Origin of the sequence: Sphingomonas sp. (assembly GCF_036269755.1) — a bacterium.
Taxonomy (GTDB): Bacteria; Pseudomonadota; Alphaproteobacteria; order Sphingomonadales; family Sphingomonadaceae; genus Sphingomonas.
Genome location: NZ_DATBDV010000017.1, coordinates 1 through 15,165, shown reverse-complemented (window position 1 = coordinate 15,165; position 15,165 = coordinate 1). Strand labels below are relative to the sequence as shown.

Sequence of the window (15,165 nt, the reverse complement as noted above, 5' to 3'; positions counted from 1 at the left end):
CTCGGCGGCCGCCTCGACTTCGATCCGCGCATCCTCGATCGCTCGGATCAGCCCCGCCGCGGTCTGCGCCGCCTCTCGCATCGCCACTGCCGATTGCTCGGCGGCGGCGGCCACTTCCGACGTCTTGCCGATCATACCGCGGGCAGAGCTCGACGTGCGCACCGACTGGTCGCGCAACGCATGGCTCTCCTGGCCCGAGCGTTCGACCACCTTGGCGATGCCGTCGCGGAATTCGGCGGCGAGCGATTCGCGCGCCGTTTGCGCCGCGTGCTCGACATAAGCGTTGTAGAGCGCGACGGTGATGTCGCCCTCCATCGCCGACAGGCGGAGCAACGTGTCGATCATCACCGGGAGGCGCGGATCGTCGCGGTCGACTCGCTTCATCAAACTGTCGAGCGCGGCGCGGTCGCTGGCGTTGATCATCGACAGCAGGGCTTCGGGCTCGACCTTGCCCGCGTACGCCGCGACGACGGAGCGGGCGATCGATTCGACCCAGCCACGCTCGGCGGTGTTGAGGAACCGCATGCGCAGGAAGTCGACGCCGAGGTCGATCATCTTGGCGGTTTCGTGCGGCGCCCACACGCGATCATCGGCGAAGCAGCGCAGCCATTGCTGCCAATAGGCTTCGGAGATGGCCCGGATATCGGGTTCGATCGTGGTCCACACGTCGCGGCTGGCGGAGGCGAGCGATCCGTCGAAGTCGAAAATGCGCAGCCGTTCCGACAGGCGGACCTTGGCGGCCATCGCGTCGGACGAGGGCAGATCGTTGATGTTCAAGTTGAAATGCTCCGGTGGTTGCGCGTGTCGATCGTGACGATGGCTAGCCGGAGCTTGGTTAAGAACAGGTTAGGAAATCGCTCGCCGCTTGCATCGGCGACCGCGAGGGGTAAGAGGACGCACGCATCCTTTCAGGGGTATTTTCCTTGGCCACACCGCCCAAATCCGCCGCCCAGCCCGCGCGCCCGATCGCGCCGCACCTCAGCCATTACAAATGGGGCCCGCACATGACGGTCTCGATCCTCCACCGCGCGACCGGGGACGGCATGGCGATCGTCGGCGGTCTGCTGTTCACCTGGTGGCTCGCGTCGCTCGCTGCGGGCAAGGACAGTTACGACTGGTTCCTGTCATGGTTCACCGGACCGAACTGGAACATCCTCGGCTATGTCGTCGGGATCGGGCTGACCCTCGCCTTGTTCCAGCACATGATGAGCGGCATTCGCCATCTGGTGATGGATACCGGCGCGAACTTCGAGCTCAAATCCAACAAGACCAGCGCACTGCTGACCTTCGTCGGATCGGTCCTCCTCACCCTTCTGTTCTGGGGCGTGATGCTCAAGGACGTCCTCTTCGCGGGAGCCAAATAATGGGCGACGGTACCGAAATCGGCCGGGTCCGCGGGCTCGGCAGCGCGCACGAAGGTGCGCATCATTGGTGGCGGCATCGCGTTACCGCGGGGTCGAACCTGTTCTTCCTCGCCTGGTTCATGATCTCGCTCACGCGGTTGAGCGGCTTCGATTACGGCAGCGTGCATTCGTGGATCGCCTCCGCCTGGGTTGCGGTGCCGATGATCCTGCTGGTCATCTCGACCTGCTGGCACGCGCGGATCGGGCTGCAGACCCTAATCGAGGACTACCAGCATGACGAAAGCCGCGTCCTGGCGCTGGTGGCGCTCGAATATTTCCTCGCGGTCATCGCGGTCACCGCGATCTTCGCGATCCTTAAGGCAGCATTGGTGACGGTCACGGGCTGATGAGCGAAGCGTACAAGGTTATCGACCACACCTATGACGCGGTCGTGGTCGGCGCGGGCGGTTCGGGCCTGCGCGCGGTGATGGAATGCGCGCAGAATGGTCTGAAGACCGCGTGCATCACCAAGGTCTTCCCGACCCGCAGCCACACCGTGGCGGCGCAGGGCGGGATTGCGGCGAGCCTCGGCAATATGGGGCCGGATCACTGGACCTGGCACATGTACGACACCGTCAAGGGGTCGGACTGGCTCGGCGATCAGGACGCGATCGAATATATGGTGCGCGAGGCACCGGCCGCAGTGTACGAGCTCGAACATGCCGGGGTGCCGTTCAGCCGGACCGAGGCGGGCGAGATCTACCAGCGCCCGTTCGGCGGGATGATGCAGAATATGGGCGAGGGGCCGCCCGCACAGCGCACCTGCGCCGCCGCCGACCGCACCGGCCACGCGATGCTGCACGCGCTGTACCAGCAGAGCCTTCGCTTCGACGCCGATTTCTACATCGAATATTTCGCGCTCGACCTCATCATGGAGGGCGGCGAGTGCAAGGGCGTGATCGCCTTGTGCATGGACGACGGCAGTATCCACCGTTTCCGCAGCCACGCGACGGTGCTCGCGACCGGCGGCTATGGCCGCTGCTATTTCTCGGCGACTTCGGCGCACACCTGCACCGGCGACGGCGGCGGCATGGTGCTTCGCGCCGGGCTGCCTTTGCAGGACATGGAGTTCGTTCAGTTCCACCCGACCGGCATCTACGGTGCCGGCGTGCTGATCACCGAAGGCGCGCGCGGCGAGGGCGGGTATCTAACCAATTCCGAGGGCGAGCGGTTCATGGAACGCTATGCCCCGTCGGCGAAGGACCTTGCGTCGCGCGACGTGGTCTCACGATCGATGGCGATGGAAATGCGCGAAGGGCGCGGCGTCGGCCCCAACAAGGACCATATCTACCTCCACCTCGATCACATCGATCCCAAGGTGCTCCACGAGCGGCTGCCCGGTATTACCGAGACGGGCAAGATCTTCGCGGGGGTCGACCTCACGCGCCAGCCGCTCCCCGTCACGCCGACGGTCCATTACAATATGGGCGGCATCCCCACGAACTATCATGGCGAAGTCGTTCACCTGAAGGACGGCGACCCCGATGCGGTCGTGCCCGGCCTGTTCGCAGTCGGCGAGGCGGCGTGCGTGTCGGTTCACGGCGCCAACCGCTTGGGCTCGAACTCGCTGATCGATCTCGTCGTGTTCGGCCGCGCCACCGGCAAGCGCATCGCCGAGATCCTCCCCCCCAACACCCGGCACGGCGCGGTGGTGGCGGGCGCGGACGACAAGGCGATCGCCCGGCTCGACCATTTCCGCAACGCGAGCGGATCGAAGCCGACCGCCGAAATCCGCCTCGACATGCAGCGCACGATGCAAAAGCATTGCGCAGTGTTCCGCGACACCGCGCTGCTCGGCGAAGGCGTCGCGCACATGGACGTGGTGTACAAGTCGATGAGCGACGTCGGTATCACCGATCGCTCGCTGATCTGGAACACCGATCTGATCGAGACGCTCGAACTCGACAATCTGCTCGCCCAGGCGGTCGTCACGATCCGCGGCGCCGCCAACCGCACCGAAAGCCGCGGCGCGCACATGCACGAGGATTACCCCGAGCGCGACGACGCCAACTGGATGAAGCACACCTTGGCGACGTTCGACGGGTGGGGCGGCCAAGGCGGTGCGGTCGCGATCGATTACCGCCCGGTGCACGACTACACGCTGACCGACGACGTGGATTATATCAAGCCGAAGAAGCGGGTTTATTGATGGCCGACCTGTCAAACCGGTTTGCTCGATCTTATTGAGCGTCGGCCCGGGCTCACCGAAATCGAGATAGCGCGTGAACTGTTCGGCAAGAGCGCAGTACAACAAGCTGTCAATTCAGATTGTCGCCTCTTGGTAGGCTTGGGTTTGGTCGAACGGATTGGTGTAGGCGGTCCGGGCGATCCCTTTACGTATCGTACTACCGAAAGGTTTTCAGCTTTGCGCGATCGGATACGTGGGGACCGCGCATAACGGTCAACCAGCGGTCTCCAGCCGATCCGCTAGCCACATCTTTCTCAGCGTCTCTAGTCACGCCACGCAGGGTTACCCAGCAAACATGCCCGTCAGTATATCGAGCACCGCTGCGAGCGTCGCGTCTTCGACAGTGCCGACCTTCTTGATCAGGCGCTGGCGGTCCACCGTCCTGATCTGATCCAGCAGAATCAGACCCGGTCGCGGGCGAAACGTGACGGCTGCACGAAAAGGAGCGGGGTGGCTGCCGCTGGTAATCGGCGCGACGATCGTTCGCCGCAGAATGCCGTTCATCTCGTCCGGCGAGATGATGACGCAGGGGCGTGTCTTCTGTATCTCGGTTCCGACGGTTGGATCCAGCGCGACCAGCCAGACATCGCCCCGCTTCACCAAGTCAGCTCATCATCGCCATCATTGCCGAAGCCTGCCCACGCAGCCTCGTCGGGATCCTCTTCCGCCGCGGCAACCGCGGCCGCAGCTTCCGCCCAACCTTCGCGCGGATGACGGAGCGGTGTCGCGATCAGCTTCCCGTCCTCGACCTTCAGGTCCATTGCCGCGCCGGTCGTGACGCCGATCTCGCTCAGCATCGTGCGAGGCACGATCAACCCGGTCGAATTTCCCATCTTGCGCAAGGCAGTTTGCATCGTCGTCTCCAATCCTGCTTATATAGCAGGCAGCCATGTAAGCACAATGTTATAACTGTTTTGCGCGCCGCGACATTTGGCCGCTTGACACAGCGCGCGCCCGCGGCACGTGTTGGTGGCGCCATCAGGGGGCCGAATCCATGCGTCGTCCGCTTCTCCGTCGTCTTGTTCTCCCGGCGCTGATCGTGCTCGGCGCGGGCGCGCTGACGACGTCGGCGACGGGCCAATCCTCCACCTACACCGCCCCCCAGCACACCGCCGACTGGCCCGGCCTCGCCTCGGGCAGCAACGAGGCCGAGGCAAAGGCTTCGCTCGATCTCGGGCCGGAACTCGAACGCGACCGTTCGCCCAAATGGCTGCTCGACGATCAGCGCAAGCTCGACAAGGCGCTTGCCGCGCTCGCTCCGCAGAAGCCCGGCACGGTCGACGCATATGTGGTCGTGGTGGGACTCGACAGCGACCCGATATTTGGTCGGGAGGCGCGCGAGGCGGGGAAGGTGCTCAGCCGCCGCTATAGCGCCGCCGGACATGTCATCGTGCTCGCCGGGACCGACGGCAGCGGGCCGTCGACGCTGCCCAACGGTAGCCCACGCAACCTCGCGATCGCGCTCGCGCGCGTGGCCGAGCTGATGGACAAGAAGCAGGACGTGCTGGTGCTCTACACCGCCGGGCACGGCGCGCCGGTCGGGCTGGCGTATCACGACGGCGACGACGGATTCGGGATCGTCGCGCCGGCGCGGATGGCGCGGCTGTTCGACGAGATCGGCATCAGGAACCGGCTGCTGATCCTGTCGGCCTGCTTTTCGGGCATCTTCGTCCCCGCGCTGGCAAACGACGACACCGCGCTGCTCACCGCGGCATCGGCCGACCGCACCTCGTTCGGGTGCCAGGCCGACAAGGACTGGACCTTCTTCGGCGACGCGATCATCAACAACGCCCTGCGCCAGCCGGTCCCGCTCGCCAGCGCGGCGGAGAATGCGCGCGGGCTGATCACGCAGTGGGAGTCGATGGGCAACATCACGCCGTCGCAGCCGCAAGTGGCGATCGGCAAGAACGTCGGCGTCTGGCTCACGCCGCTCGAGGCGCGGATGCCACCGACCGCGACCCCGCTGGTCGGGCGCCCGGCAATCACGATCTTTACCGATCGGACGCCCTAGGCGCAGGCAGCTTTAGGCGCAGACTGCTGGCCGCCGCCCAGCCCACGGCCGTGCTTCCTCCAGCTCATACGCCAGCCCGAGCAACGCCGCCTCGGCGCCGACCGCCGCGCCAAACTGCGCGCCGATCGGCAGGCCCTGCGCGGTCCAGGCGGCGGGCACGCTCATCGCTGGCGCGCCGACGACGTTGAACGCCGTCGTATAGCCGACATAGCGAGTCAGCCGCTCGGCCATCGTCTCGACCGGCAGATCGGGCGCGAGCCAGCCCAGCTCGGGCGGCGGCAGCGACAGCACCGGCGACAGGATCATGTCGTATAGCGCGAGCCAGGTATCGTACGGCGCGCGCAGCGAATCGAGGAACGCCACCGCTTGCTCGACCGCGCCCGCCGGGGCGCTTGCAACGATCGTCGCCATCGCCAGGCTGAACGGCTCGACCTCGTCCAGGCCGGGCGCATGACCGAGCCGCTCGCCGGCTTCGGCGAGGATGTTGGCCGCGCCTTGCGACCAGGCGAGCAGGAACGCGTCGCCCATGTTCGCGATCGGGGCCGGCCAGGCGGTGCGCTCGACATGGTGGCCGAGTTGTTCGAGCAACGTTGCCGTTCCCTCGATCGCGCTCGCCACTTCGGGATCGGGCACGCCACCCGATGCGCTGTCGATCACCAGCCCGATGCGCAGGCGTTTTGCGGCGGGCGCATCGACCATCCCGACCCGGGGCAGCCCGCCATCCTTCGCCTCGACCGCTGCCAGCAGCGCCGCGCTGTCGCGCACGCTGCGCGACACGCACAATTGGACGCTGAGCGGCAGCGGGAAGTGGCCGGGATCGGTCGCGAGCGTCCGCCCGCGCGACGGCTTCAATCCGAACAGCCCGCAGCACGATGCCGGGATGCGGATCGATCCGCCGCCGTCGCTGGCATGCGCGAACGGCACGACGTGCGCAGCGGTCGCCGCCGCCGCACCGCCCGACGATCCCCCGGCCGAGCGTGCGGGATCCCACGGATTGCGGGTTGGGCCGAACGCAAGCGGCTCGGTGGTCGGCAGGAAGCCGTGTTCGGGGGTCGCGCTCTTGCCGATCGGGTTGAGCCCGGCCGCTATCAGCCCGTCGGTCAGCGCCGACTGGCGGGTCGCGGGCGCCAGCCCGGCGGTTGCACGCGATCCGGAGCGCGTCGGCAGGCCGATCAAATCGTCGAGATCCTTGATCAGGAAGGGAACGCCCGCGAATGGCCCGTCGCCGAGCGGCGCGCGCGCGCGCTCCCGCGCGCGCTCGAATCCCTCCGCCACCAGGAAGTTGAGCTGTGGGTCGATCGCTTCGGCGCGCGTGATCGCCGCGTCGACCGCTTCGAGCGCCGACACCGCGCCGCCACGGATCGCCGCCGCCGTCTCGGTCGCATCCCAATCCGCCATGTCGGCCATGCTATGCTCTCCTTCATCCTGTTTTGTGATCAGCCCGGCTCAGGGCCGGGTGACGAAGAAACTTTCAGCCCCCGCCCGCGTTCACTTCGGCGACGAGCTCTTTGCGGCTCAACTTGCCGACCAATGTCTTGGGGAGGGTCAGGCGGACCACCACCTGATCGACTCGCTCGTGATGGCCGAGTTGCGGGTTGAGCCATGCCTTGAGTTCATCGGGCGTCGCGGCGGCGCCGTCGTTGAGCGTGACGAAGGCGCGGGGCTGCTCGCCGCGATAGGGGTCGGGGACGCCGATCACCAGCGCCTCCTTCACCGCCGGATGTTTGTACAGCACCGCCTCGATCTGGCTCGGGAACACCTTGAAACCAGAGACGGCGATCATGTCTTTCAAGCGGTCGACCACCCGGATGAAGCCGTCGCTGTCGATCGTCCCGACATCGCCGGTGCGCAGCCAGGTGCCGGCCGCGTCGGTCACGAACACCTCGGCATCGGCGTCCGGGCGGTTCCAATAGCCCTTCATGATCTGCGGTCCGCGGACGACGATCTCGCCTGGTTCGCCGTCGGGCGGGGGATGCGTCGGGTCTTCCTTGTCGACCAGCCGGACGTGCGTGCCGGGGATCGGCTGCCCGATCGTGCCGAGCTCGCCATCGCTCGCATAGGGATTGCACGCGACGACGCCCGAACTCTCGGACAGGCCGTAGCCCTCGATCACGCGCGCGCCGGTCGCCGCTTCGAACCTGGCCTTGACCTCGGACGGCAGCGGCGCACCGCCCGAGATGCAGTATTTGAGGCTCGAAAGGTCGGCGCGGGTCAGCTTGGGATGATCGAGCAGCGCCTGGTACATCGTCGGCACGCCGGGCAGCGCCGTCGCCCTGGTCCGCTGGATCGCCGCCAGCACTTGTCCGCCGTCGAACCGCGGCAGCATCACGATCGTGCCCCCGTTGGCGATCGTGCGGTTCATCACGCAGGTATTGGCGAAGACGTGGAACAGCGGCAGCACGCCCAGAATGCGGTCCTCGCCGCCGGGTTCCGGGTCCATCCCCTCGACTTGCCGCGCGTTGGCCGACAGATTCTGGTGAGTCAGCATCGCGCCCTTGGGCGTGCCGGTGGTGCCGCCGGTATATTGGATCACGGCGACATGGTTCAGCGGATCGATTGCAGGAGAGGCGAGGGCGCCCTCATTCGCGATCAGCGAGGAAAAGGCGAGAATGCGGGGGTCGTCTGGACGCATGGCGACCTCCTTGCCGCGGAACAGGCGGTAGAAGAGCGACTTGGTTGCGGGCAGCGCGCCGGCGACCGATCCGACGATCAGCCGCTCGAGGCTCGATCCGTCGAGCACCTTGAGCGCGGTCGGCAGCAGCGCGCTCGCCGATAGCGTGAACAGCGCGCGAGTCCCCGAATCCTCGACCTGATGCGCCAGTTCCTCGACCGTGTAGAGCGGCGAGAAATTGACCACCGTCGCACCGAGCCGGAGGATGCCGAAATAGGCGGCGACGTAATGCGGCACGTTGGGCAGGAACAGCCCGATCCGGTCGCCTGCGCCATAGCCGAGCGCGGCGAGCCCGGCTGCGACTCGGTTGGCGCCGTCGAGCGTCTCGGCATACGAATAGTGGCGGCCGAGGAAATCGATCAGCGGCCTGTCGCCGTGCCGCCGCCCGGCATCTTCGAACATCGCAGTCAGCGACAGCGGCGGGAAGTCGGTCGCCCACGGCGCCGGGTGGCGATAGGTCCGGCCGCGCCAGAGCTGTTCGGGGTCCATGGCTGCCGAGACGGGAAAGCGGCTAGGACGCGACCCGACCGCCGGTCCAGGTCAGCAGGAACTTGATCGCGACCACGCCGAGGTCGACCGCGGCCTGGATGCGATGCGGAGCGGGGTCATTCGATTGGTGAGTCAGGATTTCGATATCGGCGGTCGGGTGACGCGCGACCGCGAGTAGCGCCAGCGCGCCCGCCACGACCAGAAGTGTCCTGCCCCTCCGCATGACGCGACCATAAGCGCACGCTGGCGTAACGACAAAGGAAATCGCTCGGCGATCAGGCGGCCAAAGCGGCGTATCTCGCGCGGTCGCGACCAGCCTGCTTGGCGTCGAACAACGCCTGGTCGGCGCGGCGATACATCGCTTTCCAGTCGCTCTCGTTGGCCAACGGCCCGCTGCACGCGCCGATGCTGGTGGTGACGGTCAGGTCGAACGGCATCCGTGCGGCGCGAAGCCGTTCGAGCACCGCATCGGGCGCGATCGCCTGGTTCGCATGACACAGCAATGCGAACTCCTCGCCCCCCATCCGCGCGATGAGCGCGCTGTTAGGGGCGGATTGGCGCAGCACGCGCGCGAACAGCCGCAGCACTTCGTCGCCGCCGTCATGCCCCAGCGTCTCGTTGACTTGTTTGAAATGGTCGAGGTCGGTCAGGATCAGCACTTGCTCGCCCGGTCGCCCGAATGCCTGGCGCAGGAAGGCACGGCGGTTGAGCAGCCCGGTCAGCGGATCGGTGTCGGCGAGCCGCGCGGCGATGACCTCGCGCTTGATCGCTTCGTCGCGTTCGACGCTCAGCAGCCGGATGCGATAGGCAATCGCAAGCGTCGAGACGACCGCCTCGAACGCCATCGCGAGGATGGTCGAATTGTCGAGCCAGAAGTTCCAGCGCACCACCGAGATATTGGCGAGCAGGCGAAGCGCCGCGAACACCAAAGGCGCCGCCCACGCAATCGCGAACAGCCACAGATGCGCGCTGCGCTCGGCGCGGGCGCGCGCGACGATCGGCACGACCGCGACCAGGAATATCGCGAAGCTGGCGTTGTAGAAACCGTCGAGCAGCACGATCTGCCACGGCGCGAGCAGCGCGAACGCCGTCATCCCGCACAGGCCCAGAGCCGTCAGCCAGTTCGCCGCCCGTGAAATCCGGCCCTCGGCGATGGGCGGAAAGAACGCGCGCGCGAACATCAACGCAGTCGCGGCGGCGGCGGCGAGCAACAAATAGTTGAGCCGCAGGCGGTCGTTGTTGAGGATCCCGGGAAAGGCCCAGGCCAGTCCGCCCGACGAGGTGAAGGCATAGAGCAGCAGCGACGACACCATCGCGCAATAGGCGAGCTGGAAGCGATGTCGCAGCGCGCCCCACATCGCGAGATTGTAGATCAGCAGCGCAAGACACAGCCCCGCGAACCCCGAATAGATCGCCGCCATCGTGATGTTGGCGCGCGATGCCTCGGCTGCGGTGGTGAACGTCGGCGCATTCAAAATGCCACGCAGATTGGCGCTGCCGTCGACTCGCCACAGCAATCGCACCGGCGCGCCCAGACGCGGGTCGAGCCGCCACTGGATCATCCCGCCGAGCTGCAGATGGCGAGTGGCGGCGTGGCCGTCGTAACTCTCCCCGCGGATGCGACCATCGGGATAGAGCGCGTAGAGCGTGACTCGATCCTGCCAAAGGCTTGCGATTCGCACGCGCTCGCGCTGGGCCCGGTCGGGAATGGTCGTGAGCGGCTGCGACAGCACCCAGAAATTGCCTTGGTGCAGGCTGGTCTGCGATACCGTGCAATCGAACCGCGCCGGCGCCGCGAACATCGCCTCTGGTTTGTCGTTAGCCGCAACTCGCGTGACGCAAACCGGCAGCGAAACGCCGGTAACGGCGGCGCTCTGCGCACGCGCGGGCGGGGCAAACAGGCCGATCGCGGCCGCCAGTAGGAAGGCGAGCAGGAGAAGGGGATGACCGGCGCGCCGCATCCCTCGTGCCTAATGTGGATCAGGAAATTATTGGTAAACCGCGCCTACGCCATGAGGGGGCAGCCGGCCGGGAATCGCTTCCCGGCCGGCTGCCCCCCATGACCGCGTTACTTGGCTTCCACCTTGGCCGGCTTGCCGCCCTTCTTGCCCGATTTCTTGGGCGGGGCGGGCTCGATCGCGAACGACAGCGCGCCGTCCTTCATCTTGACCGTCACCTCGCCACCGTGAACGAGCTTGCCGAACAGCAATTCCTCGGCGAGCGGCTGCTTGATCTTCTCCTGGATCAAACGGCCCATCGGGCGTGCGCCATAGAGCTTGTCATAGCCCTTGGTCGTCAGCCACGCCTTCGATTCATCGTCGAGGTTGATGTGGACGTTGCGATCCGCCAGCTGGAGCTCGAGCTGGAGGATGAACTTCTCCACCACCCGCGCGACGACCTCGGGCGGCAAGTAACCGAACGGAACGATCGCATCGAGCCGGTTGCGGAATTCCGGCGTGAACATCTTCTGCACCGCCTGCTCGTCCTCGCCCTCGCGCGACAGGTTGCCGAAGCCGAGCGTCTCACGCGCCATGTCGGACGCGCCGGCATTGGTCGTCATGATCAGGATGACATTGCGGAAGTCGACCGACTTGCCGTGCTGGTCGGTCAGGCGCCCATTGTCCATCACCTGCAACAGGATGTTGAACAGATCGGGGTGCGCCTTCTCGATTTCGTCGAGCAGCAGCACGCAATGCGGCTGCTGATCGACCGCGTCGGTCAGCAGACCGCCCTGGTCGAACCCGACATAGCCCGGGGGCGCACCGATCAGCCGCGAGACCGAATGGCGCTCCATATATTCGGACATGTCGAAGCGCTGGAGCGGGATGCCCATGATCGAGGCGAGCTGGCGCGCGACCTCGGTCTTGCCAACCCCGGTCGGGCCGGTGAACAGATAATTGCCGATCGGCTTTTCGGGATCGCGCAAGCCCGCGCGGCTGAGCTTGATCGCCGAGGCGAGCTTTTCGATCGCATCGTTCTGCCCGAACACCACGCGCTTGAGGTCGGTTTCGAGGTTGGCCAGCGCTTGGGTATCGTCCTTCGACACCGATTTCGGCGGGATCCGCGCCATCGTCGCGATCACCGCTTCGATCTCGCGCGTGGTGATCGTCTTCTTGCGCTTGGACGGCGGCACCAGCATCTGCATCGCGCCGACTTCGTCGATCACGTCGATCGCCTTGTCCGGCAGCTTGCGGTCGTTGATGTAGCGCGCCGACAGCTCGACCGCCGACTTGATGGCGTCGGGCGTGTACTTGACCGAATGGTGCTCCTCGAACGCCGAGCGCAGCCCAGCGAGAATCTTGACCGTATCTTCGATCGTCGGCTCGTTGACGTCGATCTTCTGGAACCTGCGGAGCAGCGCGCGGTCCTTTTCGAAATGGTTGCGGAACTCCTTGTAGGTGGTCGATCCGATGCAACGGATCGTGCCGCCCGACAGCGCCGGCTTGAGCAGGTTAGACGCGTCCATCGCGCCGCCGCTGGTCGCGCCGGCGCCGATCACGGTGTGGATCTCGTCGATGAACAGGATCGCGTGGGGGAGCTTCTCGAGCTCGTTCACCACCGCTTTGAGCCGTTCCTCGAAATCGCCGCGATAGCGCGTGCCTGCGAGCAGGGCGCCCATGTCAAGCGAATAGATCACCGCGGGCTTCAGCACCTCGGGGACGTCGCCCTCGATGATCTTGCGCGCCAGGCCTTCCGCGATCGCAGTCTTGCCGACGCCGGGATCGCCGACATAGAGCGGGTTGTTCTTCGAGCGGCGGCAGAGGATCTGGATGGTCCGGTCGACCTCCGGCCCGCGCCCGATCAGCGGATCGACGCGGCCTTCCTCGGCCTTTTCGTTGAGGTTGATCGTGAACTGCTTGAGCGCGGATTCCGGCTTCTTCTTGCCCTCGTCCTGCTTGGCCTCCTCGGCGCCCTTGGTCTCGCTCGGCTGGGCCACCGCCTCGCCCTTGCCGACGCCGTGGCTGATATAGGTGACCGCGTCCAATCGGCTCATGTCCTGCTGCTGCAGGAAATAGACCGCATAGCTCTCGCGCTCGGAGAAGAGAGCGACCAGAACGTTGGCGCCGGTCACCTCGTCGCGGCCCGAGGACTGGACGTGGAGGATGGCGCGCTGGACGACGCGCTGGAATCCGCTGGTCGGCGAGGGATCGGTGTCCGATGAGACTTTCAGCGTTTCGAGCTCGGTGTCGAGATAGTGGCGGACCGCGTCGCGCAGCTCGCCGGTATTGACGCCGCACGCCTCCATCACGCGTCCGGCATGGACGTCCTCGATCAGGGCAAGCAGCAGATGCTCGAGCGTCGCATATTCGTGGCGGCGGCTGCTCGCCTCGCCAAGCGCGTTGTGCAGCGTCTGCTCGAGTTCACGGGCAAAGCTTGGCATTCGTCACTCCTGCGGGCCCTGAGAGATTTCATGGCCCCTCGCGCTCAATGTCGGCCCTCGGCCCGCGGACATCAACCCCGGGGAAAGACCTATTTGCGGAATAGCTCGTCAGCCGTTGACCGAAAGTTAACCGCGTTTTCCAATTTCGCCTTCACCCGGGCGATCTCGCCTTCGAGAATCGCGATGCGGGCCTGGAGCTCGTCGACCGAGAGCGGATCGAGGTCCTGCCTGGTCAGCAGCGTCAGCGGATCGTCGGGCTTGTCCGGAAAGAGCTCGTCGAGGTCCATGGCCCGCAAAGTTGACCGAAGCCGCGCCCAAGTCAATAAAAACGCCGCCTGAGCGCAGGGAGGAATCGTGGCCGAGCTTCCGGACGAGATGATCGCGATCGATCCGGCCGAGGCCGGCGGCCCCGAGGTTCTGCAGCCGGTGCGTCGGCCGGTGCCGCGCCCCGGCGCCGGCGAGGTGCTGATCCGGGTCGCAGCGGCGGGGGTCAACCGGCCGGACCTGCTCCAGCGCAAGGGCCTCTATCCGCCGCCGCCGGGCGCGCCATCGATCCCGGGCCTCGAAGTCGCCGGCGAGATCGTGGCCGTCGGGGAAGGGGGCCACGCCGAGCTGATCGGCCAGCCGGTCTGCGCCCTGGTCGCCGGGGGCGGCTATGCCGAATATTGCCCCGCCCCCTCGGGCCAATGCCTGACCGTGCCGGAGGCGCTGTCGATGGTCGAGGCGGCGGCGATGCCGGAGACCTTGTTCACCGTCTGGACGAACCTGTTCGAGCGCGCCTTCGCCAAGGAGGGCGATCGGGTGCTCGTCCATGGCGGCACCAGCGGCATCGGCACGATGGCGCTCGCGCTCGCCGGCCTGTTCGGGCTCGACATGATCGTCACCTGCGGCAGCGTCGACAAATGCCGCCGCGCCGAGGCGCTCGGAGCGTCCCACGCGATCAACTATGAGGCGCAGGACTTCGTTGCCGAGGTGAAGAGGCTGACCGACGGCCGCGGCGTCGACATCGTCCTCGACATGGTCGGCGGCGATTATCTTCCGCGCAACCTCGAATGCCTCGCCGAGGAGGGCCGCCACGTCTCGATCGCGGTCCAGCGCGGGCCGAAGGCGGAGCTGTTCATTCCGATGGTCATGCAGCGCCGGCTGACCCTTACCGGCTCGACCCTCCGCCCGCGCCCCGCCGCGTTCAAGTCGCTGGTCGCCGACGAGCTGGCGAGCTCGGTCTGGCCGTTCGTCGAACGGGGGCAGCTAAGGCCGGTGATCCACGCGACCTTCCCCCTCGCCCAGGCCGCTGACGCTCACCGGATGATGGATTCGGGCGAGCATGTCGGCAAGATCGTGCTGACCATGGGGTGAGTGCGGTGATTCAGCCTCTCGCCGTCATTCCCGCGAAAGCGGGAATCCCGCTTCTTTCCTTTCTATCTCCCTCGTGATGCGCGGAGGCTGGCTCTACATGATGGCCGACCGCTACCGCGGCGCGATCTACACTGGCGTCACTGCGGACCTGGCGAGACGCGTGTTCCAGCACCGCACACGGCACGGCTCAAAATTCGTGAAAAAGTACAATCTAAGGCGCATCGTTCACGCCGAGTTCTACGAGCGCATCGACGAAGCCATCGCCCGGGAGAAGGCGATCAAGAAATGGCTTCGCGCATGGAAGATCGAGCTGATCGAGAAGGCTAATCCCGATTGGCTGGACCTTTACGATGCGTTGATTGGGTAAGAAGAAGCGGGATTCCCGCCTTCGCGGGAATGACGAAAAAGGATGTCGTCCCGCTTGAGGCGATTCATAAGCCCTGCTTATAGTCCCCGCCGATCTTTTGATTGTCGGCTCCGGGCGCCGCGCGGCAAGGGTGACGGGGAAGGGGAGGGCGGATGAGCGCGCGCACGATCTTGCACGAATATGCCCAGTCGGGAAATTGCTACAAGATCCGCCTGACCGCGGCGCTTCTCGGCATCCCGATCGAACGCCGGGAATATGATATCATGAAGGGCGAAACCCGCTCCGCCGCGTTTCTGGAC

General features: G+C 66.1%; 14 protein-coding genes and 2 pseudogenes. 7 read left to right on the top strand and 9 right to left on the bottom strand.

Annotated features, from left to right (window positions below; genetic code table 11):
- A pseudogene (locus VH326_RS10820) lies at window positions 1–777 on the bottom strand (chemotaxis protein); the annotation flags it as partial.
- 146 nt (window positions 778–923) lie between these two features.
- On the opposite strand from VH326_RS10820, the gene sdhC reads away from it, so the two are divergent.
- From sdhC to sdhA, 3 genes are read left to right on the top strand one after another with little or no spacing between them, the layout of a single operon-like run.
- A complete protein-coding gene (sdhC, locus tag VH326_RS10815) occupies window positions 924–1,364 on the top strand; it encodes a succinate dehydrogenase, cytochrome b556 subunit (RefSeq protein WP_329631835.1) in 441 nt (146 codons plus the stop codon).
- Window positions 1,364–1,750: a succinate dehydrogenase, hydrophobic membrane anchor protein gene (gene sdhD, locus VH326_RS10810; RefSeq protein WP_329631834.1), complete on the top strand. Its 387-nt coding sequence runs from the start codon at window positions 1,364–1,366 to the stop codon at window positions 1,748–1,750. Before sdhC ends, sdhD begins: the two co-directional genes overlap by 1 nt.
- Complete coding sequence (gene sdhA, locus VH326_RS10805; RefSeq protein ID WP_329631833.1) at window positions 1,750–3,552, top strand: succinate dehydrogenase flavoprotein subunit; 1,803 nt, start codon at window positions 1,750–1,752, stop codon at window positions 3,550–3,552. Before sdhD ends, sdhA begins: the two co-directional genes overlap by 1 nt.
- Before the next feature lie 321 nt (window positions 3,553–3,873).
- Here the strand turns inward: sdhA and VH326_RS10800 are convergent, their stop codons facing one another.
- Together VH326_RS10800 and VH326_RS10795 are read right to left on the bottom strand one after the other, a co-directional pair.
- Complete coding sequence (locus VH326_RS10800; RefSeq protein WP_329631832.1) at window positions 3,874–4,191, bottom strand: type II toxin-antitoxin system PemK/MazF family toxin; 318 nt, start codon at window positions 4,189–4,191, stop codon at window positions 3,874–3,876.
- Window positions 4,188–4,445: a hypothetical protein gene (locus VH326_RS10795; protein WP_329631831.1), complete on the bottom strand. Its 258-nt coding sequence runs from the start codon at window positions 4,443–4,445 to the stop codon at window positions 4,188–4,190. The genes VH326_RS10800 and VH326_RS10795 overlap by 4 nt, the downstream gene beginning before the upstream one ends.
- A 140-nt stretch (window positions 4,446–4,585) precedes the next feature.
- Here VH326_RS10795 and VH326_RS10790 point away from each other — a divergent pair, with 140 nt between their 5' ends.
- Window positions 4,586–5,602, top strand: coding sequence for a C13 family peptidase (locus VH326_RS10790; RefSeq protein ID WP_329631830.1), 1,017 nt, complete (start codon window positions 4,586–4,588; stop codon window positions 5,600–5,602).
- A 12-nt stretch (window positions 5,603–5,614) separates the two neighbouring features.
- On the opposite strand, the gene VH326_RS10785 is transcribed toward VH326_RS10790, so the two are convergent.
- The 6 genes from VH326_RS10785 to VH326_RS10760 all read right to left on the bottom strand — a co-directional run bounded on the left by VH326_RS10785 (window position 5,615) and on the right by VH326_RS10760 (window position 13,430).
- Window positions 5,615–7,009, bottom strand: a complete 1,395-nt coding sequence (locus VH326_RS10785) for an amidase (protein ID WP_329631829.1) — start codon at window positions 7,007–7,009, stop codon at window positions 5,615–5,617.
- Window positions 7,010–7,073: 64 nt separating this feature from the next.
- The gene (locus VH326_RS10780) at window positions 7,074–8,762 is read right to left on the bottom strand and encodes a long-chain fatty acid--CoA ligase (RefSeq protein WP_329631828.1); all 1,689 of its coding nucleotides are present in this window, start codon (window positions 8,760–8,762) and stop codon (window positions 7,074–7,076) included.
- Between the two features lie 22 nt (window positions 8,763–8,784).
- Window positions 8,785–8,985 (bottom strand): hypothetical protein, encoded by a 201-nt coding sequence (locus VH326_RS10775; RefSeq protein WP_329631827.1) that lies wholly within the window; start codon window positions 8,983–8,985, stop codon window positions 8,785–8,787.
- A gap of 52 nt (window positions 8,986–9,037) precedes the next feature.
- Window positions 9,038–10,723, bottom strand: coding sequence for a diguanylate cyclase (locus VH326_RS10770; protein WP_329631826.1), 1,686 nt, complete (start codon window positions 10,721–10,723; stop codon window positions 9,038–9,040).
- Between the two features lie 107 nt (window positions 10,724–10,830).
- Window positions 10,831–13,143 carry an ATP-dependent Clp protease ATP-binding subunit ClpA gene (gene clpA / locus VH326_RS10765; protein WP_329631825.1) on the bottom strand — a complete coding sequence of 771 codons (2,313 nt, stop codon included), beginning with the start codon at window positions 13,141–13,143 and terminating at the stop codon, window positions 10,831–10,833.
- An 89-nt stretch (window positions 13,144–13,232) separates the two neighbouring features.
- Window positions 13,233–13,430: a DUF1192 domain-containing protein gene (locus VH326_RS10760; protein ID WP_329631824.1), complete on the bottom strand. Its 198-nt coding sequence runs from the start codon at window positions 13,428–13,430 to the stop codon at window positions 13,233–13,235.
- Window positions 13,431–13,497: 67 nt separating this feature from the next.
- On the opposite strand from VH326_RS10760, the gene VH326_RS10755 reads away from it, so the two are divergent.
- The 3 genes and pseudogenes from VH326_RS10755 to VH326_RS10745 form a co-directional block, all read left to right on the top strand.
- Window positions 13,498–14,499 (top strand): NAD(P)H-quinone oxidoreductase, encoded by a 1,002-nt coding sequence (locus tag VH326_RS10755; RefSeq protein WP_329631823.1) that lies wholly within the window; start codon window positions 13,498–13,500, stop codon window positions 14,497–14,499.
- A 76-nt stretch (window positions 14,500–14,575) separates the two neighbouring features.
- Window positions 14,576–14,866: a GIY-YIG nuclease family protein gene (locus tag VH326_RS10750; protein ID WP_329631822.1), complete on the top strand. Its 291-nt coding sequence runs from the start codon at window positions 14,576–14,578 to the stop codon at window positions 14,864–14,866.
- Between the two features lie 152 nt (window positions 14,867–15,018).
- Window positions 15,019–15,165, top strand: a pseudogene (locus VH326_RS10745) (glutathione S-transferase family protein); the annotation flags it as partial.